Origin of the sequence: Roseateles amylovorans (genome assembly GCF_025398155.2) — a bacterium.
Lineage (GTDB): Bacteria > Pseudomonadota > Gammaproteobacteria > Burkholderiales > Burkholderiaceae_C > Roseateles > Roseateles amylovorans.
The window spans coordinates 112,754-138,557 of sequence record NZ_CP104562.2 but is presented as its reverse complement, the minus strand read 5'-3'; the positions used below and the strand labels follow the sequence as shown (position 1 = coordinate 138,557).

General features: G+C 65.5%; 24 protein-coding genes. 18 read left to right on the top strand and 6 right to left on the bottom strand.

What is annotated here, in order from left to right:
• Window positions 1-275: 275 nt before the first annotated feature.
• Genes N4261_RS00610 through N4261_RS00600 form a run of 3 tightly spaced genes read left to right on the top strand, consistent with a single transcriptional unit; the run spans window position 276 to window position 3,933 of the window.
• Window positions 276-1,937 (top strand): alpha/beta hydrolase, encoded by a 1,662-nt coding sequence (locus N4261_RS00610; RefSeq protein WP_261758275.1) that lies wholly within the window; start codon window positions 276-278, stop codon window positions 1,935-1,937.
• The gene (locus N4261_RS00605; RefSeq protein WP_261758273.1) at window positions 1,934-2,758 is read left to right on the top strand and encodes an ABC transporter ATP-binding protein; all 825 of its coding nucleotides are present in this window, start codon (window positions 1,934-1,936) and stop codon (window positions 2,756-2,758) included. Before N4261_RS00610 ends, N4261_RS00605 begins: the two co-directional genes overlap by 4 nt.
• Window positions 2,755-3,933 (top strand): ABC transporter permease, encoded by a 1,179-nt coding sequence (locus N4261_RS00600; protein WP_261758272.1) that lies wholly within the window; start codon window positions 2,755-2,757, stop codon window positions 3,931-3,933. The genes N4261_RS00605 and N4261_RS00600 overlap by 4 nt, the downstream gene beginning before the upstream one ends.
• 107 nt (window positions 3,934-4,040) lie before the next feature.
• Here the strand turns inward: N4261_RS00600 and N4261_RS00595 are convergent, their stop codons facing one another.
• Window positions 4,041-4,412: a DUF4902 domain-containing protein gene (locus tag N4261_RS00595; RefSeq protein ID WP_494338142.1), complete on the bottom strand. Its 372-nt coding sequence runs from the start codon at window positions 4,410-4,412 to the stop codon at window positions 4,041-4,043.
• Window positions 4,413-4,593: 181 nt separating this feature from the next.
• Between N4261_RS00595 and N4261_RS00590 the strand changes: the two genes are divergently transcribed.
• The 3 genes from N4261_RS00590 to N4261_RS00580 all read left to right on the top strand — a co-directional run bounded on the left by N4261_RS00590 (window position 4,594) and on the right by N4261_RS00580 (window position 6,666).
• On the top strand, window positions 4,594-5,307 hold the full coding sequence (locus N4261_RS00590) for a helix-turn-helix transcriptional regulator (protein WP_261758270.1): 714 nt from the start codon (window positions 4,594-4,596) through the stop codon (window positions 5,305-5,307).
• A 123-nt stretch (window positions 5,308-5,430) separates the two neighbouring features.
• Window positions 5,431-5,616 carry a hypothetical protein gene (locus tag N4261_RS00585; RefSeq protein ID WP_261758269.1) on the top strand — a complete coding sequence of 62 codons (186 nt, stop codon included), beginning with the start codon at window positions 5,431-5,433 and terminating at the stop codon, window positions 5,614-5,616.
• 801 nt (window positions 5,617-6,417) lie between these two features.
• A complete protein-coding gene (locus N4261_RS00580; RefSeq protein ID WP_261758268.1) occupies window positions 6,418-6,666 on the top strand; it encodes a DUF2061 domain-containing protein in 249 nt (82 codons plus the stop codon).
• 93 nt (window positions 6,667-6,759) lie between these two features.
• Here N4261_RS00580 and N4261_RS00575 read toward each other — a convergent pair whose 3' ends face one another.
• The gene (locus N4261_RS00575) at window positions 6,760-7,809 is read right to left on the bottom strand and encodes a Bug family tripartite tricarboxylate transporter substrate binding protein (protein WP_261758266.1); all 1,050 of its coding nucleotides are present in this window, start codon (window positions 7,807-7,809) and stop codon (window positions 6,760-6,762) included.
• 60 nt (window positions 7,810-7,869) lie between these two features.
• On the bottom strand, window positions 7,870-8,124 hold the full coding sequence (locus N4261_RS00570) for a YkgJ family cysteine cluster protein (protein ID WP_261758264.1): 255 nt from the start codon (window positions 8,122-8,124) through the stop codon (window positions 7,870-7,872).
• Between the two features lie 329 nt (window positions 8,125-8,453).
• Here N4261_RS00570 and N4261_RS00565 point away from each other — a divergent pair, with 329 nt between their 5' ends.
• The 5 genes from N4261_RS00565 (at window position 8,454) to N4261_RS00545 (ending at window position 14,308) form a co-directional block, all read left to right on the top strand.
• Window positions 8,454-9,473 (top strand): Abi family protein, encoded by a 1,020-nt coding sequence (locus tag N4261_RS00565; RefSeq protein ID WP_261760860.1) that lies wholly within the window; start codon window positions 8,454-8,456, stop codon window positions 9,471-9,473.
• 184 nt (window positions 9,474-9,657) lie between these two features.
• Window positions 9,658-11,631 carry a tRNA uridine-5-carboxymethylaminomethyl(34) synthesis enzyme MnmG gene (gene mnmG, locus N4261_RS00560; protein ID WP_261760859.1) on the top strand — a complete coding sequence of 658 codons (1,974 nt, stop codon included), beginning with the start codon at window positions 9,658-9,660 and terminating at the stop codon, window positions 11,629-11,631.
• A 166-nt stretch (window positions 11,632-11,797) separates the two neighbouring features.
• Window positions 11,798-12,469, top strand: coding sequence for a 16S rRNA (guanine(527)-N(7))-methyltransferase RsmG (gene rsmG / locus N4261_RS00555; protein WP_261758262.1), 672 nt, complete (start codon window positions 11,798-11,800; stop codon window positions 12,467-12,469).
• A gap of 179 nt (window positions 12,470-12,648) precedes the next feature.
• Window positions 12,649-13,422 (top strand): ParA family protein, encoded by a 774-nt coding sequence (locus tag N4261_RS00550; RefSeq protein ID WP_261758261.1) that lies wholly within the window; start codon window positions 12,649-12,651, stop codon window positions 13,420-13,422.
• A 31-nt stretch (window positions 13,423-13,453) separates the two neighbouring features.
• A complete protein-coding gene (locus N4261_RS00545) occupies window positions 13,454-14,308 on the top strand; it encodes a GNAT family N-acetyltransferase (RefSeq protein ID WP_261758260.1) in 855 nt (284 codons plus the stop codon).
• Window positions 14,309-14,406: 98 nt separating this feature from the next.
• Here N4261_RS00545 and N4261_RS00540 read toward each other — a convergent pair whose 3' ends face one another.
• Both N4261_RS00540 and argC read right to left on the bottom strand, forming a co-directional pair.
• Window positions 14,407-14,841 (bottom strand): GNAT family N-acetyltransferase, encoded by a 435-nt coding sequence (locus N4261_RS00540; protein WP_261758259.1) that lies wholly within the window; start codon window positions 14,839-14,841, stop codon window positions 14,407-14,409.
• Between the two features lie 28 nt (window positions 14,842-14,869).
• The gene (argC, locus tag N4261_RS00535) at window positions 14,870-15,814 is read right to left on the bottom strand and encodes an N-acetyl-gamma-glutamyl-phosphate reductase (protein ID WP_261758257.1); all 945 of its coding nucleotides are present in this window, start codon (window positions 15,812-15,814) and stop codon (window positions 14,870-14,872) included.
• Window positions 15,815-15,907: 93 nt separating this feature from the next.
• On the opposite strand from argC, the gene N4261_RS00530 reads away from it, so the two are divergent.
• The 5 genes from N4261_RS00530 (at window position 15,908) to N4261_RS00510 (ending at window position 22,899) form a co-directional block, all read left to right on the top strand.
• Complete coding sequence (locus N4261_RS00530) at window positions 15,908-16,504, top strand: RBBP9/YdeN family alpha/beta hydrolase (RefSeq protein WP_261760858.1); 597 nt, start codon at window positions 15,908-15,910, stop codon at window positions 16,502-16,504.
• The gene (locus N4261_RS00525; protein WP_261758256.1) at window positions 16,498-17,418 is read left to right on the top strand and encodes a ParB/RepB/Spo0J family partition protein; all 921 of its coding nucleotides are present in this window, start codon (window positions 16,498-16,500) and stop codon (window positions 17,416-17,418) included. Before N4261_RS00530 ends, N4261_RS00525 begins: the two co-directional genes overlap by 7 nt.
• 421 nt (window positions 17,419-17,839) lie before the next feature.
• Window positions 17,840-19,762, top strand: coding sequence for a PrkA family serine protein kinase (locus N4261_RS00520; protein ID WP_261758255.1), 1,923 nt, complete (start codon window positions 17,840-17,842; stop codon window positions 19,760-19,762).
• Between the two features lie 192 nt (window positions 19,763-19,954).
• A complete protein-coding gene (locus N4261_RS00515) occupies window positions 19,955-21,238 on the top strand; it encodes a YeaH/YhbH family protein (RefSeq protein WP_261758254.1) in 1,284 nt (427 codons plus the stop codon).
• Complete coding sequence (locus N4261_RS00510) at window positions 21,235-22,899, top strand: SpoVR family protein (RefSeq protein WP_435531985.1); 1,665 nt, start codon at window positions 21,235-21,237, stop codon at window positions 22,897-22,899. Before N4261_RS00515 ends, N4261_RS00510 begins: the two co-directional genes overlap by 4 nt.
• 137 nt (window positions 22,900-23,036) lie before the next feature.
• On the opposite strand, the gene N4261_RS00505 is transcribed toward N4261_RS00510, so the two are convergent.
• Entirely contained in the window at window positions 23,037-24,461 is a 1,425-nt protein-coding gene (locus N4261_RS00505) for an FAD-binding oxidoreductase (RefSeq protein WP_261758253.1), read from the bottom strand.
• A 249-nt stretch (window positions 24,462-24,710) separates the two neighbouring features.
• Between N4261_RS00505 and N4261_RS00500 the strand changes: the two genes are divergently transcribed.
• Window positions 24,711-25,004, top strand: a complete 294-nt coding sequence (locus N4261_RS00500) for a hypothetical protein (protein WP_261758252.1) — start codon at window positions 24,711-24,713, stop codon at window positions 25,002-25,004.
• Between the two features lie 166 nt (window positions 25,005-25,170).
• Window positions 25,171-25,794 (top strand): cob(I)yrinic acid a,c-diamide adenosyltransferase, encoded by a 624-nt coding sequence (locus N4261_RS00495; protein WP_261758251.1) that lies wholly within the window; start codon window positions 25,171-25,173, stop codon window positions 25,792-25,794.
• The last annotated feature ends 10 nt before the right edge of the window (window positions 25,795-25,804 follow it).

Here is a 25,804-nt window from a genome sequence, read left to right as displayed (position 1 = left end):
CGAAACGCGTGGCACGTTACGCGCCCGGCGACGAATCCGCAATGGCGGCCACCCCGGCGAGGACCAACCGCCGCCCGTCTCTGCCGGGCGCGGGCTGCGTCCCCCACAGGGAGGGAGGCGACTCTCGCCGACGGAGTCATCCGCCCGCTGATGGCTGCCATCCATCCCATCCGGGCGTCGGTCCATCCCGCTGGTCGACCGCCCGCCACAGCGACATCCCGCACGCTGCGCCGCGCTGGCCATAATGCGCCGGCACCTAGGAGAGGAGCGAGTTCATGGGATATCAAGCGCCGTCACAGGCAAGACCCGGCCCCGGCCGGTCGTGGATTCAATCGCCAAGGCCGGCGCAGCGGGCACAGCAGCCGCAGCAACCGGGACGGTGTGTGGCGCAGGCCATCGCCTCGATCGGCATGTCGCTGGGCCTGGGCGTCGGCCTGGCGGCCGGTCTGCTGGCCAGCCCCGCTGCCCAGGCGGCCGACGCCGCCAGCGTGCTCAAGCCCTGCCGGATCGAGGGCGTCTCCACCGAGGTCCAATGCGGCCGCATCCAGCGGCCGCTGGATCCGGCGCGTCCGGACGGCAAGCGCATCGAGCTGCACTTCGTGGTGGTGCCCGCGCTGGCGCGCAACAAGCTGCCGGATCCGGTGCTGTTGCTGGCCGGCGGGCCGGGCCAGAGCGCGATCTCGCTGACCGGCACGGTGTTGCCTCGCCTGTCTCGCCTGAACTACCGGCGCGACCTGGTCTTCATCGATCAGCGAGGCACCGGACGGTCTGCGCCGCTGCAATGCCGCAGCGACCTGCCGCTGACGATGAAGGAAGCGATGGAGCCGCAGGCCCGCGAACGTCAGCTCGATGAGTGCCGCCGTCAACTGGAAGCCCTGCCGCATGGCGACCTGCGCTTCTACACCACCACCATCGCGATGCAGGACATGGACGCCGTGCGCGACGCGCTCGGCGTGAGCCGGTGGAACCTGATCGGCGCCTCCTACGGCACCCGTGCCGCGCTGGAGTACGAACGCCAGTTCCCGACCCATGTGCGCCGCGCGGTGATCGACGGCGTCGCGCCGCCAGACATGGTCCTGCCGGCCGCCTTCTCACGCGATGGCCAGGCCGCGCTGGATGCGGTGTTCACCGCCTGCGAGTCCGACCCTGCCTGTAAAGCACGATTCCCGGCGCTGCGCACCGAATGGCAGGCGCTGCTCAAGAGCCTGCCGCGACGGGTGACCCTGCAGCATCCGATGACCGGCCAATCCGAGGAGGTGATGCTGACCCGCGAATCGCTGCTCGGCGCGGTGCGTCCGCCGCTGTATGTCCCGCCTCTGGCGGCTGCACTGCCGGCGGCCATCCATGACGCCAGCCAGGGTCGCTTCAGCGCCCTGGGCGCGCTGGCCGGTCAGGTCGGCGGCGGACCCAAGGCCACGCGTCTGGCCGCGGGCATGCATTTCTCGGTGATCTGCGCCGAGGACATGCCCCGCCTGGCCCAGTCCACCGATGTGCCGGGCGCCGACTTCGGCCTGGCCGATCGCACGCTCTACACCAGCGTGTGCAAGGACTGGCCCCGCGGCACGGTGCCATCGGCCTTCTACGAGATCCCACCCGCGCAGACGCCGGTGCTGGTGCTCAGCGGTGGGGCCGACCCCGTCACCCCACCGCGTCACGGTGCACGTGTGACCGAGCGCCTGGGCGCCAAGGCGCGGCATGTGGTGGTGCCGCAAGCGGGCCACGGCGTCGCGCTGACCCTGGGCTGCATGCGGGATGTGGTGTTCCGCTTCATCGACACCGAACAGGACGACCAGGCGCTGAAGGTCGAGGCCGACTGCGCCGCCCGCATTCCGCGTCCGCCGATCTTCCTGCCCCCCGACCCGGCCACCGTGGCCGCTGCCGCGTCCGCCATCCAGGCGGCCGATGCCAAGGACGATGCCAAGGAGGCCACCCGATGATCCGCATCGACGCCCTGCACAAGGAATTCGAAGCCCGCACCGGCGGTGGCCTGTTCAAGCGTGGCGGCAAGAAGGTGGTCACCGCCGTCGAGCATCTGGACCTGCAGGCCCCGAACGGCCGCATCACCGGCTTGCTGGGCCCTAACGGCGCCGGCAAGACCACCTCGCTGCGCATGCTCGCGGGCCTGTTCCTGCCCGATCGCGGCACCATCCAGGTCGACGAGATCGACGTGCTCCAGGCGCCACGCGCCGCGCTCGCCCGCATGGGCGTGCTGGGGGATGCGCATGGCCTGTATCCGCGCTTGTCCGCAAGGGAGAACATCGTCTACTACGCCCGGCTGCAAGGCATGCCGATGGACCAGGCCCAGGCCCGGGCCGAGGCGCTGGCGGAGTTGCTGGACATGCGGAGCATCCTGGAGCGTCGCGCCGACGGCTTCAGCCAGGGCGAGCGGATGAAGACCTCGCTGGCCCGCGCCTTGGTGCATGACCCGGCCAACATCGTGCTGGACGAGCCCACCAACGGCCTGGACGTGCTGGCCACCCGCGCGCTGCGGGAGGTGCTGCGGCATTTGCGCTCGCCGGAAGGCGGCAACAAATGCATCGTCTTTTCCAGCCACATCATGCAGGAGGTGGAGCAGCTCTGCGACCAGGTGGTGGTGATGTCCCACGGGCGCTCGGTCGCCACCGGCAGCGTCGAGGACCTGATGGCGCAGACCGGCAGCGATCGCTTCGAGGACGCCTTTGTCGCCCTCGCCTTTCCTGAAGCCACGACGGCGGCCTCCGGTGCCGCCGCCACCGACCGCCAGGAGCAGCCCGCATGAGCCGCGACTTCCTCAAAGCCTTCCGTACCGTCTTCGCCAAGGAAGTCATCGACGCGATGCGTGACCGCCGCACCCTGCTGCGGCTGATGATTCCGGCGCTGCTGATGGGCCCGCTGATGCTCTTCATGATGTCCAGCCTGGTCGCCTCCTTCGAGGAGCGCGCCGAGAAGCGGGAGGTCAGCGTCATCGGCATCGAGCATGCGCCGACGCTGCGCAACTTCCTGGAGCGCCAGACCTACGTCATCAAGACCGCCCCGGCCGATTACGAGGCCCAGCTGCGCGCCTCGCGACTGCCGGAGCCGGTGCTCATCATTCCGGAGGATTTCGAAGTCCTGCTCGCCGGCGGCATGCCGGTCACGGTGGAGATCGTCAGCGACAGCGCCAACCAGCGCGCCTCAGTGGGCGTGGGGCCGCTGCAACGTCTGCTGCAGGGCTTCGGCCGCGAGCGCACGATGCTGACGTTGGCGCTGCGGGGCATCGGCAGCGACCAGTTGCAGCCGCTGGTGATCGAGGACCGTGATCTGGCCAGCGTGCAGGCCCGCGCGACACGGATCACCGCGATGCTGCCGATGTTCATCATGATGGCGGTGCTCTACGGGGCGCTGACCGCGGCGCTGGACAGCACCGCCGGTGAGCGGGAGCGGGGCTCGCTGGAGCCGCTGCTGGTCAATCCCGCGCCGCATGCGGCGATCGTGGCGGGCAAGTGGGGCGCGGTGGTGCTGATGGGAATGACGGTGGCCTTGCTGTCCAACATCAGCTTCCTGCCGGCGCAGCAGCTCATGCGCAGCGACAGCCTGCAGGCGATGTTCCAGTTCGGCTGGCCGGAAGCGGTGAAGTTCCTGCTGCTGCAGATCCCGCTGGGCGCCGGCTTATCGGCCGTGCTGATGGCGCTGGCGATCCGCACCAAGACCTTCAAGGAGGCTCAGGCCAGCGCCACCCTGGTGATGACGGCGGTGTCGCTCACGCCGATGATCTCAATCATGAATCCGGGCGCGGATTCGGCCTGGCATGTGTGGGTGCCTGGGCTCGCCCAGAACATGCTGATGCTGCAGGTGCTCAAGGGAGAGGCCCTGACGATGGCGCAGGTGCTGCCCACCATCGGGGTCGGCGCGCTGTTGACGGTGGCCGGCCTGGCCTTCGTGACCCGCTCGATGCGCGCCGCGGTGGCGCGCTGAGCGGTCGGTCCGAGAGGTAGAGGAGGACCGATGCACGTCTGGCGCCGTCTCTCACCGATCGATCGGTCGATCGGTCGATCGGTGGAGGCGTCAGCGGTCCTCGGGGCTCAATGGCGCAAGGCCAGCGCGCGCTGCACCTGCTCCTGCCAGGGCAGCGTGTGCACGATGCCGTTGAGCTGGATGGCCGATTCCATCGGTGCCAGCACCTCGCCGGCGCGGTTGAGGAACTGCAGGTTGGTCACCAGGGCCATGGGATCGACCATGGAGACCATGCCGTACGGCATGCACACCCAGTCCCAGGCGACGCCGGCGGCGCCCAGTTCAGACTCGCCCGACCACAGGGTTTGCCCCATGGCTGGACGGTCATCGTCTCCCGTGACCAACACGCGCGTGCTCAAATGCGCGAACTGCAAGCGAGGCAGGCGCTGGACATCACACAATATTCGCGGCCACGCGTACACAATCCAGGCTGGAGTCATTTGTCAGAATTGTTGAGTTGAATTGGTGGGCTTGTAGCTCCCTGTCCCGAAGTGTCGGCACGACGGGGCAAGCTCGCCAGCTGTAAACCCTAGCAGGGCGCGCCGGACGTGACTCCTTCACGAGACCCTGCGGTGCCCCTGTCACGGAGACCCAAGGACCGGCCCAGTGCCGAGGCGATCCATGCTGCAAGGCGGATATCAATCAGTGCTGGAAGCTCGCTCACGGGATGAATTCCGCAGCGAGATCACGCGCTTTGCCCACGATCTCGACTTCGAGCGCTTCTCGGCGATCCTGGTCGTGGACCACCCCATTGGCGGCTCCGATTTCATCTCGGTGCAGAACGCGCCGGCGGGGTTCTCGGACATCTTCAATGACCCCCGACTGGGCAAGAAGGATCCGGTGATGCAGCACTGCAAGCGGCAGAGCGTCCCGATCGTCTGGAACCAGCAGACCTACGTGAAGAACGATGCGCCGGAGCTCTGGGAAGCCCAGGCACCGTTCGGCTACAAGGTCGGGATCTCGCTGGCGCTGCATCTCCCGGAAGGCCGGCACTTCGTGCTGGGCGTGAACCGTGAGCAGACCCTGCCCAGCAATCCGGTGACGCTCACCCGCATGGTGGCGGACCTGCAGCTGTTCGCGGTGCATGCGGTGGACGCGGCGATGCGCGTGCTGCTGCCCATCGGCCAGGAGACCGATGCCCCTCGGCTGACCCCGCGCGAGCTCCAGTGCCTGCACTGGACGATGGAGGGAAAGACTGCGTGGGAGGTGGGGACCATCCTGTCCATCAGCGAACGCACAGCGGTGCTGCACATCAACAACGCCATGCACAAGCTGGGCTGTACCAACAAGCATCAGGCCGTGCTCAAGGCCTTGCGGATGGGTCTGATCCGCTGAGCTTGCCTGCTCGGATCGCTGGTAAACACTGTAAGAGCTGACAGTTACCGGCAGGTCCTGCCGCTGCTTCAATTCGTTCCGTGCTGATTGAACCGATGCACGTCACCGAATCTGGAGCCTCTCATGCAAGCCCACGAACAAGCTCATCGCCAATCCGTCGTTTTCCAACCGCTGAACGGCCCGATCGAACTGGATCCGGCCTTCCTTGAATTCGTCGGCGGCGGCACGCCCAAGGGCACCTGGAGCGAAGAAAGTCTGGTCGCTTCCCTGGCCACCGGCACCGAGCCGACCCCCAAGGGCACCTGGTAAGTCCAGGTCGAGTCGGGCGGGGCGCATCGTCCCTCCGCCCCTCTGCCCCCCAATTCCCCCAATCGCAGCGGACCATGGGGCGCTCAAGCGCCGCATCCCCGCCGCTGCGGTCGCTGATCCTCCCGGCATTGGACCGTTGCTCGTCTCGGTGCCCGGTAGTTCAGCCACTGTCATGAACAGGTCAGCGCCTTCAGCGCGCCGCTCGTGTCGCGATCTTCATCGCCACCGGGCTGCCGAACGCGGGATCTGTGACCTCGACCGGCGGGCGATGTTCCGTCGTCGAGGTGCCGCCTGAGCCCGCTGGGGCCTTCGGTCAACGACCAAGGCTCCCGGTGTGCAAGTCCGAACCCTAAGGGAGGAGTTGCTTGGTTTGCAGGCCCAACGGCAGGCCGTCCGTGCGCATGCGCAGACCCCTGCAGCGGGAGGCGTTGGGCCTGCAAGCCGAGCTCCTGGATGATCATGCGGCAGGCTGCCGGACGCCGTCCCGAGCGTCACGCGCCGCCACCGTCCATGGCAGTGCGCATGCGCTTGCTGAGACGTCGCCAAGTCGACCCGGACCGCCGATCAGCTTGATCGAGCGGCGCGCTTGCGTGCATCACCTGCCCGCCGTTTCACAACGCCCTAACCTCGAGCGTCTCGGAAGTCGCCGCTTGCCGGCGTCGGTGGTCAGCCCGGCGAGACACGAAACGCGAAACGCGACTGTAGATGGCTATGACCGCCATCAACGGGACCAATTGGTCGCTCCAGTTGCGAATCATTAGCATCCACCTATCTGATCAACGAAATTGATAGGGGAACGCAATGACCAAGACCGCCACGTTCGGTGTGCTCCACTTGGGCACTTCCTTTGGGGTGACCTACGCGATGACCGGCAACCTCGCGGTGGCCGGTGCTGTAACCTTCGTCGAGCCCTTGGTCAACACGGTGATGCACCACTTCTTCGACAAATATTGGGGCCACCCCTCGCTGAAGGCTTGGTGGGCCCAGCGCCGCGCCGCACGTGCGCAGCGCGAGGCCGAGGCGGTGCTGGCGAAGGTCAATCCGGTCTGAGCGGTCCTGGGACTGAGCCCAGCCTCAACCCGCTCGACGGCGCCTGGTGGATGCCTCACACGGCCGGGGCTGGGTGACCGCCGACTGCGCGGGTCAATCCGGCCGGATCTTGGCGCGGGCGACCACGGCCTTCCAGCGCTGTTGTTCCTGGGTGATGAAGGCCGCGAACTGTGCCGGCGTATTGCCGATGGCTTCGGCGGCATCGTGGCTGAGACGCTCACGCGAGGAGCTCGACTTGATCGCCTTGACCGACTCCGTGGCCAGTTTCTCCACCGCTGCCGGCGCGAGGTTGGCGGGAGCGCACAGGCCGTACCACTGCGTCATCTCGAAGCCGGGGAAGCCCTGCTCGGCGACGGTGGGCACGTCCGGCAACTGAGGCAGCCGCTCCTTCGACCCGGTGGCGATGCAGCGCAGCTTGCCCGACTTGATGAACTGCATGATGGCCGGGGCACCGACCGACGCGGCGTCCAGGCGGCCGGCCAACAGGTCCGTCAACTGCGGCCCAGTTCCCCGATAGGGCACATGCAGGATGAACAGGTCGGACACCATCTTGAGGTATTCCATCGCCAGATGGCCGGCGCTGCCGTTGCCCGCCGAGCCGTAGCTCAGGCGTCCCGGCTTGGACTTCACCAGGGCGATGAACTCCTTCAGATTGCGGGCCGGCACATCCGGATGGACCACGTACAGGCTGGGCACCTTGGCCAGCAGGGTGATCGGCTTGAAATCCTTGATGGGGTCGTAGGGCAGCTTGTCGTACATGAACGGGTTGACCGCCAGCGTCCCGATGTGCCCGAGCACCAGGGTGTGCTGATCTTCGGCTCGAGCGACGTCCACCATCGCAATGTTGCCGCTGCCACCCGGTTTGTTCTCGACATAGACCGTCTGACCCAGGGTCTTGCTCAGCTCGATCGCGGTGGCACGAGCGACGATCTCGCTGCTGCCGCCCGGCGCAAAGGGCACGACCAACCGCACGGAACGCGTCGGCCAGCCCGCGGCGCCCTGGGCACTGGCCCACCCCGGCAGACCGGCGATGAGGGAACCGGCGGCGGCGGCCTGGAGGAATCGGCGACGGGGGTCGTCGAGCGCGGCGGGCGCGTCGAGGTCGGTCTCAGCGCCGGCGGGCAGCGAGGGGAATCGGGTCATGGGCGTCTCCGTCAGGGATCTTGTCGATCTTGTGTGCCCTGAATGTACGGAGCCCAGCTGTCACGGTGCTGTCTGCTCTTCCATCCAGCCCAGCCATCGCATGGCTTGTTCACGGTTATCGCCGCACATGTCTTCCGACGGCGGTAGCGAGCCACAGACCTGGGGGCGATCCGGATGGCCAAAGATCTTGCATCGCAGCGCGTCGTCGAGCTGGATGCACCGCACCCCGGCGGGCTTGCCGTTCGGCATGCCTGGAATCGGACTGGAAATCGAAGGCGCGATGCAGCAGGCAGCGCAGTGGGGACGGCAGTTCATGGTGGCGAAATTGTCGCGCGGACCAGGGGGAACGAACGACTTGTATAAAGCATCCCGACCGGCAGATTGGCAAGGATTTGGGTCTCGCCCGAACCTACCGCTCTGCCTATGCTGGGAGCCTTCATCCCGCGACAAGCAGGCACATCAAGCGCAGGCGCAGTCAAGGTCCGCATTTGCGTTTGATCATCGGACGAAGCGTATTCGGCAACGGTGAGCATTGACTCCCCAGAACGACCTCCTTAAAGTCCCTTTCCAACAACGCCGCTGGGTTCAAGCTGATGAGGTGCAACTGTGCCTCTGACGTACCCAGCGGCTTTTCTTTCTTGGCGATGGCAATTACTGGCCCATTCCGCTCCTATGACAAGCCCGCCTTCAGCACCCCCGACCTGATTGCAAAATTGCAAGGGCAAGGCCTGGGAATTTCGGACCCGGGATACGCCGGCGGCATCTTGGATCGCATCAGTTACTTCCGCTTTCGTGGGTATCTCCATCCCTATCTCGACCTGTCCCATGCAGCGCGATTGCGCCAGGGGCGGAAGACCTTCAAGGCGGGGGCCACCTTCGAACGGGCCTTGGAGATGTACCGCTTCGATGAAGGGTTGAGGCGCCTGATCTTTGGACTGCTTCCTGAAGTTGAAGTGGCGCTGAGATCGGTACTCGATGCCACCCTTTGCCAAATTGCCGGACATGGTTTTTGGCATCTGCAGCCAGAGTGGTTCAAGACGAACCAGCATCCCAAGCGTCTACTTCACTCGCTGAGCGCGTCATTTTGTGAGTCGGGCGAAGCCTATGCCAAACACTACCAAGCCACCTATTTCAACGAACACGCAGGCCCCTATAAGCATCTGCCACCGTTTTGGGTACTGTGCGAGCTGACCACCCTGGGCCAGTTGAAGGAAATTTTTGAATCACTGTGGGAAGGCGCACCGCCGTTTCCACCAGCCAAGTTGCCCAAAAGCACCGTCCTCGACAAGATGGCGCAGCGTCGCTTCGGTGCCGATCACTACAGAGACCTCGTGAGATGGGTGCATGTGCTGAGGGACATCCGCAACGTCTGTGCCCATCACGGAAGGCTCTGGAACAGGAACGTGATCGCGCCACCCGGCTTGGCCAAGAAGGTGTCGACGCCATTTCCGGTTTTGCACACCGGTTCGAACATCCCAAAAATGAACACTGTCTATGCGGCGCTGATTGCATTGCGGGTCATGTCCAGGCGGCTAGGGATAACAGACGGCATCAAGTCCGGTTTGCTTGCGCTCCTAAGCTCATTTCCTGAGGCCAATCAACCTTCTCAGAAGCACGCTATGGGAATGCCCACCGACTGGGACCGAGATACCGTTTGGGGTTGATGAGACCCGGGCGCTCATGGACAAAAACTTCGCGGACCTGGACTGCAATCGATGGCCCTGACGGGGTGACTTATCCACACCCCCGCGTAAAATCGGCGCCCTTCCCTCATCTGGTCTCCAGCCCGGCCCGCCCTCGCCTGTCATGGCTTCGGCCCGCTCCGCCGCGATGCTGGACCGCGCTGCCATGCTTTATCCGAAAGAGTTCGATGTGATCGTCGTCGGCGGCGGCCATGCCGGCACCGAAGCCGCCTTGGCGGCGGCCCGCATGGGCGTCAGCACGCTGCTGCTGACCCACAACATCGAGACGCTTGGCCAGATGAGCTGCAACCCGTCCATCGGCGGGATCGGCAAGGGCCATTTGGTGAAGGAGGTCGACGCCCTCGGCGGCGCCATGGCCGCCGCCACCGACGAAGGCGGCATCCAGTTCCGCATCCTCAATGGCTCCAAGGGACCGGCGGTGCGCGCCACCCGGGCCCAGGCCGATCGGGTGCTCTACAAGGCGGCCATCCGGTCTCGGCTTGAGAACCAGCCCAACCTGATGCTGTTTCAGCAAGCGGTTGACGATCTGATGGTCGAGGGCGATCGCGTAGTCGGCGCCGTGACCCAGTCCGGCCTGCGCTTCCGCGCCCGTGCCGTGGTGCTGACGGCCGGCACGTTCCTGGATGGCCGCATTCACATCGGACTGCAGAACTATGCCGCCGGCCGCGCGGGCGATCCGCCAGCGGTCTCGCTATCGGCACGGCTCAAGGAACTCCGGCTGCCGCAAGGTCGCCTGAAGACCGGGACACCGCCGCGGCTGGATGGACGCACCATCGATTTCTCGAAGTGCACCGAGCAGCCCGGCGATCTCGATCCGGTGCCGGTGTTCAGCTTCATGGGTCACGCGGCCCAGCATCCGACACAGCTCCCCTGCTGGATCACCCACACCAACACCCGCACCCACGACATCATCCGGTCCGGCTTCGAGCGCAGCCCGATGTTCACCGGCGTGATTGAAGGCGTTGGCCCGCGCTATTGCCCGTCCATCGAGGACAAGGTCAATCGCTTCGCCGACAAGGACTCCCACCAGATCTTCCTGGAGCCCGAAGGCCTGACCACCCATGAGTTCTATCCGAACGGCATCTCCACTTCCCTGCCCTTCGACATCCAGCTCGCCGCCGTCCAGTCCATCCCCGGCCTGGAGAACGCACACATCCTGCGCCCCGGCTACGCGATCGAATATGACTATTTCGATCCTCGCGAGCTGAGGTCCAGCTTTGAGACCCGTGCCATCGGCGGCCTGTTCTTCGCCGGCCAGATCAATGGCACCACCGGCTATGAGGAAGCTGCGGCGCAAGGACTGTTCGCCGGTCTCAATGCGGCGCTCCAGGTCCAAGGCAAGGACGCCTGGCTGCCCAGCCGGGACCAGGCCTATCTCGGCGTGCTGGTGGACGACCTGATCACCAAGGGCGTCACCGAGCCCTACCGGATGTTCACCAGCCGTGCCGAGTTCCGACTGCAACTGCGCGAGGACAACGCCGACATGCGGCTCACCGAAGCGGGCCGCCTCTTGGGCCTGGTGGACGATGCCCGCTGGGACGCATTCAACCGAAAGCGCGATGCTGTTTCACGTGAAACAGAGAAGCTGAAGTCGACTTGGGTGCATCCCAACATCCTGCCGGCCGGCGACGCAGAACGTCTCGTCGGCAAGGCGCTGGAACGGGAGTACAACCTCATCGACCTGCTCCGGCGGCCTGGCGTGAGCTACGACACCGTCGCCGAAGTGGCCGCCATCGCTCGCCCTGAGGCCAGCGTGTCCCGGGCGCAGCTCGTCGACGCCCTCGGTCAGACCCTGGCGGATGCAGTGGTGGAACAGGTGGAGATCAGCGTCAAATACGCGGGTTACATCAGCAAGCAGCAGGACGACGTGGCCCGCGCATCGAACTACGAGCACCTGCGACTGCCGGACGAACTGGACTACGGCCTGGTCACTGCCCTCTCCTTCGAGGCACGCCAGAAGCTGAACAAGCACCGACCGGAGACCTTGGGTCAGGCGTCGAGAATCTCGGGGATCACGCCGGCAGCGATCTCGCTGTTGCTGATCCATCTGCGCAAGGGCCGCTTCAAGGGTTTCGCTGATCAAGCCGGCACCGACAGCCCAACGCCGCAAGTGGCCTGAATGGATCACGATCGAGGCGCCCCATCGGCTGTGATCCCGGCGCGCCTCCCCCGTCATCTGATGCACTGCACCCCAATCCTCACTGCAGCTCCCTTCACCATCCACTGGCCGACGCCCGCAACGTCAACGTTGCCGAAGCGGGGCCCGCGTCCCATCCTTTGATCTGATGACTGAACAAGCCCTGCGCGCCCCTCTCGCCGCCGCCGCCGAGACCCTGAGCCTCGGACTGACCGATCTCCAACTGGACCGGCTGATGGACTACCTCGGCCTTCTGTCCAAGTGGAACAAGGTCTACAACCTGACGGCCGTCCGGGAGCCTTCGGCCATGCTGACCCAGCATCTGGTCGACAGCCTCAGCCTGATTCCCCCGCTGCGTCGCCATGCGGCCGGTCAACAGCTTCGTCTGATGGATGTGGGCAGCGGCGGCGGACTGCCTGGCGTCGTCATCGCGATTTGCGACCCGAGCATCGATGTGACTTGCGTGGACGCGGTGGGCAAGAAGGCCTTCTTCATCGCCCAGGTGGCTGCCGAACTCGGGCTGCCCAATCTTCATGGCGAGCATTCGCGGGTCGAGAAACTGAAGGCCGCTCCCTTCGACGTGATCACCTCACGCGCGTTCGCCTCCTTGGCTGACTTCACCGAGTGGACCCGGATGCACCTCAAACCGGGCGCGGTGTGGGCGGCGATGAAGGGCCAGCACCCGACCGAGGAACTGAACGAACTCGCCCAACGAGCACCCGAGTTGACGGTGTTCCACGTGGAACAACTCCAGGTTCCCGGGCTCGACGCCCAGCGGTGCCTGCTCTGGATTCGCCCGGAAGCCACACCTTCGACCTGAGGCCGCCCGCTTCGGGCGCGCCCGCATCACCACGCAACGGTGTAGCGGTTAAGCTCTCGCCCCTGCCCGTCCCGACGCCCATCGTGGTGTTTTGGTCCCAATGACCCCGCGTCGACGGCTCCGCCGCAAGGGCCCTGAGCCAACGGCCTGGTCCCGAATCCCTGCCTCCCGAAATAGTCATGGCCAAGATCTTCTGCGTTGCAAACCAAAAGGGTGGCGTCGGCAAGACGACCACCACCGTGAATCTGGCCGCCGGTTTGGCGAAGGTGGGCCAGCGCGTGCTGGTGGTGGATCTGGATCCCCAGGGCAATGCCACCATGGGGTCCGGCATCGACAAACGTGCCTTGGCCCTGACCGTCTACGACGTCCTGCTGGAGTCCGCCACCATCGCCGAGGCACGGCAGCGCAGCGAGGCCGCAGGCTATGACGTGCTGGGCGCGAACCGAGAACTGGCCGGCGCCGAGGTGGAACTGGTCGAGCTGGATCGTCGCGAACAGCGGCTGAAGACCGCGCTGGCCGCTGCCGCCGCGGATTACGACTTCGTCCTGATCGACTGCCCGCCGTCGCTGTCCATGCTGACCTTGAACGGCCTGTGCTCTGCGCATGGCGTGGTCGTGCCGATGCAGTGCGAGTACTTTGCGCTGGAAGGCCTCACCGACCTGGTCAACACCATCAAGCAGATCCACGCCAATCTCAATCCGGATCTGCAGATCATCGGCCTGCTCCGGGTCATGTTCGATCCCCGCATCACCCTGCAGCAGCAGGTCAGCGAGCAGCTGAAGGCGCATTTCGGCGAGAAGGTCTTCGACAGCGTCATCCCGCGCAATGTCCGGCTGGCGGAAGCGCCGAGCTACGGCATGCCAGGCGTGGTGTTCGACGGCGCCTCCAAGGGCGCTCAGGCCTTCATCGACTTCGCCAAAGAAATGGTCCAGCGCGTCAGCGCCATGCGCTGATCCCACCACGGCACGCCTGCCCGAGAGCGCCGTGAGTCTGACGCCCACACCGCCCCTGTCCCTCTCCGTCGAGGCACTCGACGCCCTGGGGCGCCGCGCTGAACGGGCCGGCCTGAATGCCGCCGCCGCGCCACACGAGGCCCGCGTGGAAGGCTGGCTGCTGCGGCTGTCTCCCGGCAAGGCCAAGCGCTCCCGCTGCGTCAATGCCCTGGCCGCCGGCACGCTGCCGTTGGAGGAGATTCTTGCCCGCTGCCGCATGCCCTTCGATCACGCCGGCTTGCCGCTGATCCTGAGGCTCACGCCTTTCAGCCAACCCGGCGACCTCGACGATCGACTCGCAGCGATGGGTTGGACCGCCTTCGATCCCGCCGACGTCATGGTCCTGCCCACACTGGAAGGGTTCGGAGACACCGGCCGCCTGCAGGCACTCACGCCCGTCGACTACGCCGCGCTGATCGGTCGGCTTCGAGGGTCCAGTGCGGAAGACATCCACGGCCACGCCCAGCGGCTGGCGCACGCGCCGGTACCGCATCAGGCCTTCAAGCTGGAGGACCGCGGCGAATTACTGGCCTGCGGGCAGATCGCCATCGACCCTGCCATCACGCCCGCCACCGAGCCCGCGAACGACAGCGGCGCCACACCGCCCGGAAGCGGTGCCATGGCCGGCCTGTTCGACATCTTCACCCCGGAAGCTCAACGGGGCCGCGGGCATGGACAGCGCCTGTGTGCCGCCCTGCTGGCTGAATCGCGTCGCCAAGGCGCTCAAAGCGCTTACCTGCAGGTTGGGGCTGACAACCACACGGCGCGGCGCCTGTACGCCCGTCTGGGCTTCCTGACGGCCTACCGCTATCACTACCGCAGCAGCGACCCACGCGCCTGGGCGTAAGGACGGCCCGGCCACGCCGAGCGGTGCCGGGTTACCGGGCGTCATCGAGGAAGGAATGGGGACTGCTCAGAGGACCGCTCAGGTCCCGAGCACCCGGCTCAGTCCCTGGATTGCCAGACCTTCAGCAAGGTGTGGCGGGTGAACCCCGGCACGAAGTCATGCACATGGCTGATGCAGGCATAGCCGAGGTGCTCATAGAGCTCAGCCACCTCGTCCAACAGGGTCTCGACCAGCACATCCACGCATCCCCGGCGAAGGGCCAGCGCTTCGATCTGCCGAAGGCAGTCGCCGCCCAACCCCTGCCCGCGGCGCTCATCGGCCACCCACAGGTAGCTGATGTAGAGCCGCTGGAATTCGGTCCGGCCAAAGGCGCCCGCGACCAGTTCGCCGTGCTCATACAGCGCGACCGCGATGTCCGCCGCATCACTGCCCTGGGCCTGCTGCCGACCGTGGGTGATGACGCGATCGCGGATCAGGTCCAGGTCGGCTTGCGGAACGGCGCCATCCCGGCGCCATTCCTGGGGTGCGGTCATCACGTGGGTGTGAGAGCGAACGCGGGGATCAGACCAGGCCGAGCGTCTCATCCACACCCAGGTGGACGTTCATGCTCTGCACGGCGGCGCCGCTGGCGCCCTTGCCCAGGTTGTCCAGGCGCGCCATCACCAGAATCTGCTGCTCACTGCCGAACACGAAAAGATCGACGTTGTTGGTGTCGTTGCAGGCCTGCACATCGAAGAAGCCGGAGGCCAGGGTGTCCGGGTCCCGCAGCGGTTGCACGCGGATGAAGCGCTCGCCCTCGTAATGCGCGGCCAGCGCATCCCGCACCTGCTGGGGCGTGGTGCCCGCACGCAGTTGGCTCAGGTGCAGCGGCACCGTCACCGCCAGACCCTTGTAGAAGTCGGCCACGATGGGCATGAACACCGGTGCCGTCCGCAGGCCGGTGTGGGCCATCATCTCCGGCAGATGCTTGTGCGCCAGACCCAGCGCATACGGACGCGGCGACTTCAGCTGCTGGTTTCCGCCGGCCTCGTATTCCGCAATCATGGACTTGCCGCCACCGGAATAGCCGGTGATCGACGTGGCGGTGATCAACGCCTCGGGCGAGAGCAGACCGGCATCCACCAACGGGCGCACCGCCAGGATGAAGGCGCTGGCATGGCATCCCGGGTTCGCAATGCGCTTGGAGGCCCGGATCGCATCCCGCTGGCCCTTGGCGAGCTCAGGCAGCCCGAAGGCCCAGCCGGCCACCGTGCGATGCGCCGTGCTGGCATCGATCAGGCAGGTGCGGGGATTGGTGATCATCGCAGCGGCCTCGCGCGAAGCGGCGTCCGGCAGGCAGAGGAAGGCGACGTCCGCGGCGTTCAGGAGCCGGGCCCGTTCATCGGCATCCTTGCGCTTGTCGGCATCGATGCGAAGCACCTCGATGTCGGCGCGCTGCGCCAGGTATTCATTGATGCGCAGGCCGGTCGTGCCTTCCTGCCCGTCCACATAGACCGCGTACTTCATCACCGCCGCTCCTGCAAAATCCGCTGCTGTCAAACGAAGCGCGAAGCATAAGGCCAATAGATGTCCGACATCCTCACGCCGACCGATGTCCCGATGGATCCCTCGGCGCCCCCCTCCCCCGATCGACCACTCGATCGACCGGTCTTCCTGCTCCCCGGCTGGCTGAACTCCGACCCCGACCATTGGCAGAGCCATTGGGAGCGGCGCCATGGCGATCAGCGCGTCGATCAGGCCGACTGGGAATGGCCGCGACGGGGCGACTGGATGGCGCGGCTGGACGAGGTGCTTCAGCAAACGCCAAGCCTGTTGGAACGCCCCGCCCTGCTGGTCGCCCACAGCCTGGGCTGCCAGCTGGTGGCGGCCTGGGCGGCGCATTCGGCGCACACGGCGCGGGTGGCCGGCGCGCTGCTGGTGGCCGCGCCCGACACCGAACGCGAGGACATGCCGCCCCAGCTGCACAACTGGCGCCCGATCCGCCGACAGCGGCTGCCCTTCCCGAGCATCCTGGTCGCATCGACCAATGATCCGTTCTGCAGCCCCGAGCGAACGGCCGGCATGGCCAGCGACTGGGGATCGACCCTGGTCGTCGCCGGTGCGCGGGGTCACCTCAACGCGGCCTCGCAATTGGGCGACTGGCCCGAAGGCCGCGACCTGTTGCGCAGGATCACCGACAATCCCGCCCCATGGTGACAAAGAAACCCAAGGGCCTGGGCATGGGCCTGGAGGCCCTGCTCGGCCCCAAAGTCAGCGACGCGCCCGCGGCGCGCGAAGGCGAACCCGGTGTGCTGCCGCTGGCGCAGATGCAGGCTGGCAAGTACCAGCCACGGACTCGCATGGATGAAGGCTCGCTCTACGAGCTGGCCGAAAGCATCAAGGCGCAAGGGATCATGCAACCGATCCTGGTGCGCCCGATCGCGCCCAATGGGGCGGTGCGCTACGAAATCATCGCCGGTGAGCGGCGCTTCCGTGCCGCACGCCTGGCCGGATTGGCGGAGGTGCCGGTCCTGGTGAAGGCGGTACCCGACGAATCCGCCGCCGCGATGGCGCTGATCGAGAACATCCAGCGCGAAGACCTCAATGCGCTGGAAGAGGCGCAAGGCCTGAAGCGTCTGGTGGATGAATTCGGTTTGACGCACGATCAGGCGGCGCAGGCCGTAGGTCGTTCGCGCAGTGCAGCCAGCAACCTGCTGCGGCTGCTGCACCTGGCTGAGCCGGTGCAGAACATGCTGATGGCCGGCGACATCGACATGGGTCACGCCCGAGCCCTGCTGTCGCTGGATGGCGCGCATCAGATCACCAGCGCCACCGAAATTGCCGCCAAGAAACTCAGCGTGCGCGAGGCCGAGAAACTGGTGCAGCGCCAACAGGCATCGTCCGGTCGTCAGGCGCCGCTGCTGCGGGTGAAGGCGTCCAAGAGCCGCGACGTGCTGCGGCTGGAGGAAGAGCTGTCCGATCTGCTCACCGCGGAAGTCGAAATCCGGGTGAAGAAAAAGACCAAGCGCGGTGAGCAAGGCGAGGTCGCCATCGCCTTCGGCTCACTGGATGAGTTGAATGGCTTGCTGCAAAAGCTGCGTGGGCCGGATGCAGAAGGCGCCGGCGACTGAAGCTTTGTATCGCCGCTGAAACCAAGCTCGCATCATGTGAGCAAAAGCCGCCTTCGGCCATCCCGCCGATGCGGCTTTTTTCATGCTTGCGACGGGTATTTCCCCCAGGTGGGGGACGGTCAACCCGGTATCGCCCCACACGTTGTAGCAGGGTCACGTCTTGCTATCGCGCATCGACGCCGATGGGCGTAGCATCAACCGACACAAAGCCTCGCCGGCAACGCGGTCGTCCTTCAGGACGCGCTGCAAGCCGGCCCGGTTTGGACCAGCATAGGCTGGCCGCTTGCTGAGATCACGCTGAGCTCGGAAAGCTCTGATGACGCCTTGAGTCATGGACGTCGCCAGAACTTCCTGGACGAACGCGGGGACCGATGCTTATCGGGCCGCGCTTCGCCTCCCAATGACAACCCTGGAGGTCAGCATGGATGTGATCAGCCATTTCGCGGCACGCTACGAACGCAGCAAGGTCGAGGAACTCACGCTGGAGGAGTACCTGGCGGAGTGCAAGCGAAATCCCCTCGCCTATGCCACGGCGGCCGAACGCATGCTCAAGGCGATCGGCGAACCGCAGATGCTGGACACGCGCAATGACACGCGTTTGTCGCGCATCTTCCAGAACAAGGTCATCAAGATCTATCCGGCCTTCGCCGAGTTCTTCGGCATGGAGGACGCGATCGAGCAGGTGGTGAGCTACTTCCGCCATGCGGCGCAGGGGCTCGAAGAAAAGAAGCAGATCCTCTATCTGCTGGGCCCGGTCGGCGGCGGCAAGAGCTCGATTGCGGAACGCCTCAAGCAGTTGATGGAACATGTGCCCTTCTATGCCTTGAAGGATTCGCCGGTCAACGAGTCCCCGCTGGGCTTGTTCGACCCGGTCGAGGACGGCCCGCTGCTGGAGCGCGAATACGGCATCCCGCGTCGCTACCTCAACCGCATCCTCAGTCCGTGGGCGGTGAAGCGGCTTGACGAGTTCGGCGGCGACATCCGCAAGTTCAAGGTGGTCAAGCGTCTGCCGAGCGTGCTCAAGCAGATCGGCGTGGCCAAGACCGAACCCGGCGACGAGAACAACCAGGACATCAGCTCGCTGGTGGGCAAGGTCGACATCCGCAAGCTGGAGACTTATGCGCAGGACGACCCCGATGCCTACAGCTATTCCGGCGGCCTGTGCCTGGCCAACCAGGGGCTGCTGGAGTTCGTGGAAATGTTCAAGGCGCCAATCAAGGTGCTGCATCCGCTGCTGACGGCCACGCAGGAAGGCAATTTCAAGGGCACCGAAGGCTTCGGCGCCATTCCGTTCGACGGCATCGTGCTGGCCCACAGCAACGAGAGTGAATGGAAGAGCTTCCGCAACAACAAGAACAACGAGGCCTTCCTCGACCGCATCTACATCGTGAAGGTGCCCTACTGCCTGCGCGTCAGTGAAGAGGTGAAGATCTACGAGAAGCTGATCCGCAATTCCTCGCTGGCCGAGGCCAAGTGCGCGCCCGGCACGCTGAAGATGATGGCCCAGTTCGCGGTGCTGACGCGGCTGAAGGATCCGGAGAATTCCAGCGCCTTCAGCAAGATGCAGATCTATGACGGCGACAACCTGAAGGACACCGATCCCAAGGCCAAGTCCATCCAGGAGTACCGCGACTATGCGGGCGTGGATGAAGGCATGTCCGGGATCTCCACCCGCTTCGCCTACAAGATCCTGTCCAAGGTCTTCAACTTCGATTCGACCGAGGTCGCGGCCAATCCCGTCCATCTGATGTATGTGCTGGAGCAGCAGATCGAACGGGAGCAGTTCGCGCAGGATGCGGAGCAGAAGTACGTCGGCTTCATCAAGGAAGTGCTGGCACCGCGCTATGCCGAGTTCATCGGCAAGGAGATCCAGACCGCCTACCTGGAGAGCTACAGCGAATACGGCCAGAACATCTTCGACCGCTATGTGACCTACGCCGACTACTGGATCCAGGACCAGGAATACCGCGACACCGACACCGGTGAGGTGTTCGACCGCTCGGCCCTGAATGCGGAACTCGAAAAGATCGAGAAGCCGGCCGGCATCAGCAATCCGAAGGACTTCCGCAACGAGATCGTCAACTTCGTGCTGCGGGCCCGGGCCAATCACGCGGGCAAGAACCCGGCGTGGACCAGCTACGAAAAGCTGCGCACGGTGATCGAGAAGAAGATGTTCTCCAACACCGAAGAGCTGCTGCCGGTGATCAGCTTCAATGCCAAGGCCAGCGCGGACGAGGCGAAGAAGCACGAGAACTTCGTGCAACGCATGGTCGACAAGGGCTACACGCCCAAGCAGGTGCGCCTGCTCTGCGAGTGGTACCTGCGGGTGCGCAAATCCAGCTGAATGGGCTCCCCCCCTACTCGCTGCGCGAGCCCCCTCAGGGGGCGAGGACGAGGGACCGGCGGACCCGGTCCCTGGCCTCTGCTGGGGAAAGGCCTCGGTGGCGCGTGGTGGTGCGGGTGTGGGATTGGACCGGTGGTGGGCCGGCTCTAAAGCGATCGGGCCGCGGGTGGATCGCATTGAACGAGGTAGTGCATGCTTCAACAGATCATCGATAGACGGCTGTCGGGCAAGAACAAATCGATCGGCAACCGCGAACGCTTTCTGCGCCGCTACAAGGACCAGATCCGCGATGCGGTGCGCCGGGCCGTGGACAGCCGCGGCATCCGGGACATGGAACGCGGCGAGGATGTCCACATCCCCAAGCGCGACCTGAAAGAACCGGTGTTCAGCCACGGCGACGGCGGAACCCGCGAGGTGGTGCGTCCCGGCAATACCGAGCACATCAAGGGCGATCGCATCGCCAAGCCCCAAGGCGGCGGCAAAGGCCAGGGCGGCTCGCAGGCCAGCGATTCCGGCGAGGGGGACGACGATTTCGTCTTCCACCTCAGCAAGGAAGAGTTCATGCAGGTCTTCTTCGAGGACCTCGCCTTGCCCAACCTCGCCCGCACGACGCTGGCGGAAACGCCGGAGTACAAGACGGTGCGTGCCGGCTATGTCACCGACGGCACGCCCACCAACCTGCATGTGGTGCGCTCGATGCGCGGCGCCCTGGGCCGGCGCATCGCGCTGGGGATGGACAAGCGGCGCGAGTTGCATGAGCTGGAAGCCCGACTGCTGACACTGCAGCAGGAGGAAGACCTGTCCAAGCCCGACATCAAGGCCCTGCTGGCCGAGACCGAGGCCCGCATCGTGCTGCTGCGCCAGCGCATCGGCGCGATCCCGTTCCTGGATCCGATCGATCTGCGCTTTCGCAATCGCATCAAGGTGCCGCAGCCCACGACCCGCGCCGTGATGTTCTGCCTGATGGACGTTTCCGGCTCGATGGACGAAAGCCGCAAGGATCTGGCCAAGCGCTTCTTCATCCTGCTCTACCTGTTCCTGACCCGGCACTACGAGAAGATCGAGGTGGTCTTCATCCGCCACCATACCCAGGCGCAGGAGGTCGACGAGCAGAACTTCTTCCATGCGACCGAAACCGGCGGCACGGTGGTGTCCTCTGCCCTGGTGATGATGGAAGAGATCATCCGCGCCCGCTATCCGGCCGGCGACTGGAACATCTACGGCGCCCAGGCCAGCGACGGCGACAACTGGCATCACGACAGCGGCCGCTGCCGCGAACTGCTCTCCGAAAAGATCCTTCCCCTGTGCCGCTACTACGCCTATGTGCAGGTGGCCGAAGCGGAACAGAACCTCTGGGAGGAATACGCCAAGCTGGCCGACGAAGAACCGCACTTCGCGATGCGCAAGGCGGTGGAGGTGGCACAGATCTACCCGGTGTTCCGCGACCTCTTCAAGAAGGAAGGGGTCAGCGCTTGACCGCGCCGTCGCTGCCGCGTGAGAACGCAGCCGTCGGCCCGATGGATCAGGAGGATGAAGCGATGAGCAGTCTGGAAAACCGCCGCCATGTGGGCCTGGGCATCACCCAGGGGGAATACGGCGGACGTCGCGTCCGCGCGCCGCTGACGCAGATGCGGCCGCTGGAGAAGCGTCCTGCGCAGCCCCTGCCCTCGCCCAGTGATTGGACCTTCGAGCTGGTCGAGCAGTACCACGACGTGATCCGCCAGACCGCCGAGCGCTACGGCCTGGACACCTATCCCAACCAGCTGGAGGTCATCAGCGCCGAGCAGATGATGGACGCCTATGCCTCCGTCGGCATGCCGGTGAACTATCGCCACTGGAGCTACGGCAAGGAGTTCATCGCCACCGAGCGCAACTACAAGCGCGGCCAGATGGGTCTGGCCTACGAAATCGTCATCAACTCCGACCCGTGCATCGCCTACCTGATGGAGGAGAACACGATGGCGATGCAGGCGCTGGTGATCGCGCATGCCTGCTACGGCCACAACAGCTTCTTCAAGAACAACTACCTGTTCCGCATGTGGACCGATGCGTCCTCCATCATCGACTACCTGGTCTATGCGAAGAACTACGTCGCCGATTGCGAGCAGCGTCACGGCCTGGATGCGGTGGAATCCACGCTGGACTCCTGCCATGCGCTGATGAACCATGGGGTCGACCGCTACCGCCGGCCGGCCAAGCTCTCGCTCGCCCAGGAACAGGCATTGCGCAAGGACCGCGAAGCCTATGCCCAGCGCCAGGTCAACGACATGTGGCGCACCCTGCCCCGTCGCCCGGAGGACGAAGCCAAGGCGGAAGAGAAGCGCCGCTTCCCCGAAGAGCCTCAGGAGAACCTGCTGTATTTCATCGAGAAGAACGCGCCGCTGCTGGAGCCCTGGCAGCGCGAGATCGTGCGCATCGTCCGCAAGATCGCGCAGTACTTCTATCCGCAGCGTCAGACCCAGGTGATGAACGAAGGCTGGGCCACCTTCTGGCATCACCGGCTGCTCAACACCATGTATGACGACGGCTATCTGTCCGACGGCATGATGATCGAGTGGCTCAAGTCCCACACCAATGTCGTGGCCCAGCCGCCGATGGCCCAGATCAATCCCTATGCGCTGGGCTTCGCGATGTACACCGACCTCAAGCGCATCTGCGAACACCCCACCGACGAAGACCGCGAATGGTTTCCCGGCGTGGCCGGCGCCGACTGGCTGCCCACGCTCGACCATGCGATGCGCAATTTCAAGGACGAGAGCTTCATCGCCCAATACCTCAGCCCCAAGCTGATGCGGGACTTCCGGCTGTTCTCCATCCTCGATGACGAACACCAGGCCGAATACGAAATCTCCGCCATCCACGACGAGCCCGGCTACCAGCATGTCCGGCAGGCGCTGTCGCGGCAATACGACCTGTCGACCCGCGAGCCCAACATCCAGGTCTGGAATGTCAACCTGCGCGGCGATCGCTCCTTGACGCTGCGTCACACCCAGCATCTGGACCGTCCGCTCCACGACGACGCCCAGGAGGTGCTCAAGCACGTGGCGCGGCTCTGGGGCTTCGGCGTGCAGATGGAGAGCGTCAATGCACGCGGGGATGTCACTCGTCGGTGGAGCGTTCCGGGACCGCAGCATTGACTCGCTGCCCCCCGGTCACGCACGCGCTGCGGGCTCTCCAGCGCTCGGACTGCGGCATCACGAAATCGCAGGGCGGGCAAGGCCACTGCGGCCCTCACAGGTGCGGCTGCTGAGGCGCGGCGGTCCCGCGGTGCCGTTCAGCCAAAGATCTTGCCGGGGTTCATGATGTTGTTCGGATCCAGCGCGCGCTTGATCGTGCGCATCTGATCCACGGCATCCTCACCGGCCTCCGCCAGCAGGAAACCCTGCTTGTGCAGGCCGATGCCGTGTTCCCCCGTGCAGGTGCCCTCCAGCCGAATCGCCCTCGACACCATCTGCGCACTCAGCCGCTCCGCCGTGGCGCGCTCGGCGGGAATCGCCGGGTCGATCAGATAGCCCATGTGAAAGTTGCCATCGCCCACGTGTCCGACGATGAAATAAGGCAGGCCGCTGGCCTCCACCTCGTCGATCGACGCCTGGATGGACGCCGCCAGCTGGGAGATCGGCACACAGGTGTCGGTGGTGACGCAGCGGCAGCCTGGCTTCATCTGCAGGGCAGAGAGATAGGCATGGTGGCGCGCGGCCCACAGACGGGTGCGGTCTTCCGGGGTGGTGGCCCATTCAAAGTCGGTGCCGTCATGCTCCCGTGCGATCTCCTGCACCAGCGCGGCTTGCTCCGCCACGCTCGCCTCGGAACCGTGGAATTCCATCAGCAGCATCGGCGCTTCACGCAGCGTCAGCTTGTCGTGTCGATTGACGGCCCGCACCGCATGGGCGTCCAGCAGTTCGCAGCGAGCGATCGGCACGCCCATCTGGATGATGGCGATGGTCGTGCGCACCGCCGCGTCGATGCTCGCAAAGGAACAGACCGCCGCAGACACGGCCTCCGGCAGCGGGTACAGCCGCACCGTCACGTCGCAGATCACGCCCAAGGTGCCCTCGCTGCCGACGTACAGGCGAGTGAGGTCATAGCCCGCACTGCTCTTGCGGGCGCGAGAACCGGTGGGCAGCAAGCGACCGTCCGGCGTGGCCACGGTGAGCCCCAGGACGTTTTCCTTCATCGTTCCATACCGCACCGCGTTCGTGCCGCTGGCACGCGTCGCGGCCATGCCGCCGAGCGACGCATCGGCGCCCGGGTCGATCGGAAAGAACAGGCCTTGCTGCCGGATCTCGGCATTCAACTGGTTCCGGGTCACGCCCGCCTGCACCGTGGCCGTGAGGTCCTCCGGATGAATGCGAAGGATGCGATTCATCCGCGACACATCCAGGCTGATGCCACCCTGCACCGCCAGCAGATGCCCTTCCAGCGAAGTGCCCGCCCCGTACGGAATCACCGGAACCCGGTGCGCATTGGCCAGCGCCAGCACCGCAGCAATGTCCTCATTGGACTCGGCAAACACCACCGCTTCAGGCGGCGGGACATCAAACGGCGATTCATCCCGTCCGTGCTGCTCGCGCAGGGCCAGGGCGGTGCTGCAGCGAGCACCGAAGCGCTCACGCAGCGCTTCCAGCATCGCCGTGGGTAGCAGCCGGGGCAAGAGTTCGGGGACGTGGTGAAGAAGCGGGTCACGGGGCGCGTTCATCGATGTCTCCTGCGGACCAGCGAGCGACCGGTCATCCATGCCGCCCTCGCGGCCCAGGCGTCGATTCTAGGAAGCAACGCCACCACCAGACGCCGCACCGGCCTTCAGATGAATGGGCAGGGGCTTTAACTTGCGTCTGGCCCGTTGGAGTGACAGCATGACTGGGCCGTCATGTCCGATTCGCTCCGTGCGAACGCGCGGGGTCTGCGGCATCCGACGGCCTGTTCGCGCACGCCTGAGGAGATCGCCATGTCCTACACCTGGTTGTGGACCCTGTTCACTGTGTTGCTGATACTGCTGGCTGTCGCCACCTTGCGGCTGGATTGGCTGAAGGTCTGGTGGTTAGACCAGTGGCGCCATCCGCCCGGTACCGACGATCCCGACACCAACGACATCGATCCCGGCCAGCCCGCCACGCTGGCGCAGCGCCCACAGGCGCACCGTGTCACCAGACCGGCCCATGCGCCGCATCCGTCGTCCCAGGCCCATGGCGCCGCGGCCCTGCACCGCCCAGCGCTGCATCGCAGCGGTCGCCGACATTGAGCACGGCCCCTGTTGATCCGCCGCGCAGGGCCACCCCACTTCGCCGAACGACGCTTCAAAGCCCGTGACGCCATCGGCGCACTGGGCGAGCCGAACCACACGTCCGATCGATCTGCGGCAAGATGGCGGGTTTTCCGCAGCTGATGCGCCTTCGCGCGAGACCGACATGGCCAACCGACTTTCCCAGATCGCAACCCGCACCGGCGACGACGGCACCACCGGCCTGGGCGACGGCACCCGCGTGCCCAAGGACCATCTGCGGGTCCAGGCCATGGGCGATGTGGATGAGCTGAACTCGCAGATCGGCGTCCTCCTGGCGGAGCCCCTGCCCGACGACGTGCGTGAGCTGCTGGTGACCATCCAGCATGAGCTGTTCAATCTGGGCGGTGAGCTCTGCATGCCGGGCTACAGCCTGCTGAAGAACGTCGCGGTGCTGCACCTGGACCAGGCGCTGGCCGACTACAACGCCACGCTGCCCCGACTGGCCGAGTTCATCCTGCCGGCGGGTACCCGCAGCGCAGCGATTGCGCATGTGTGCCGCACCGTGGCGCGCCGCGCCGAGCGCGCCGTGGTCACCCTGGCGGCACAAGAGACCCTCAACCACGCACCGCGCCACTATCTCAATCGCCTGTCCGACCTGCTCTTCGTGTTGGCGCGGGTGCTCAACCGCGCCAATCTGGACGGCAAGGGGGGCGACGATGTCTATTGGAAAAGCGAACGCATGGCCCGCTATGAGGCGAACGATGCCGCACAGCCCGTCGACGACAGCGATGCCGTGACCGCGCCCTGATCGATTCCGG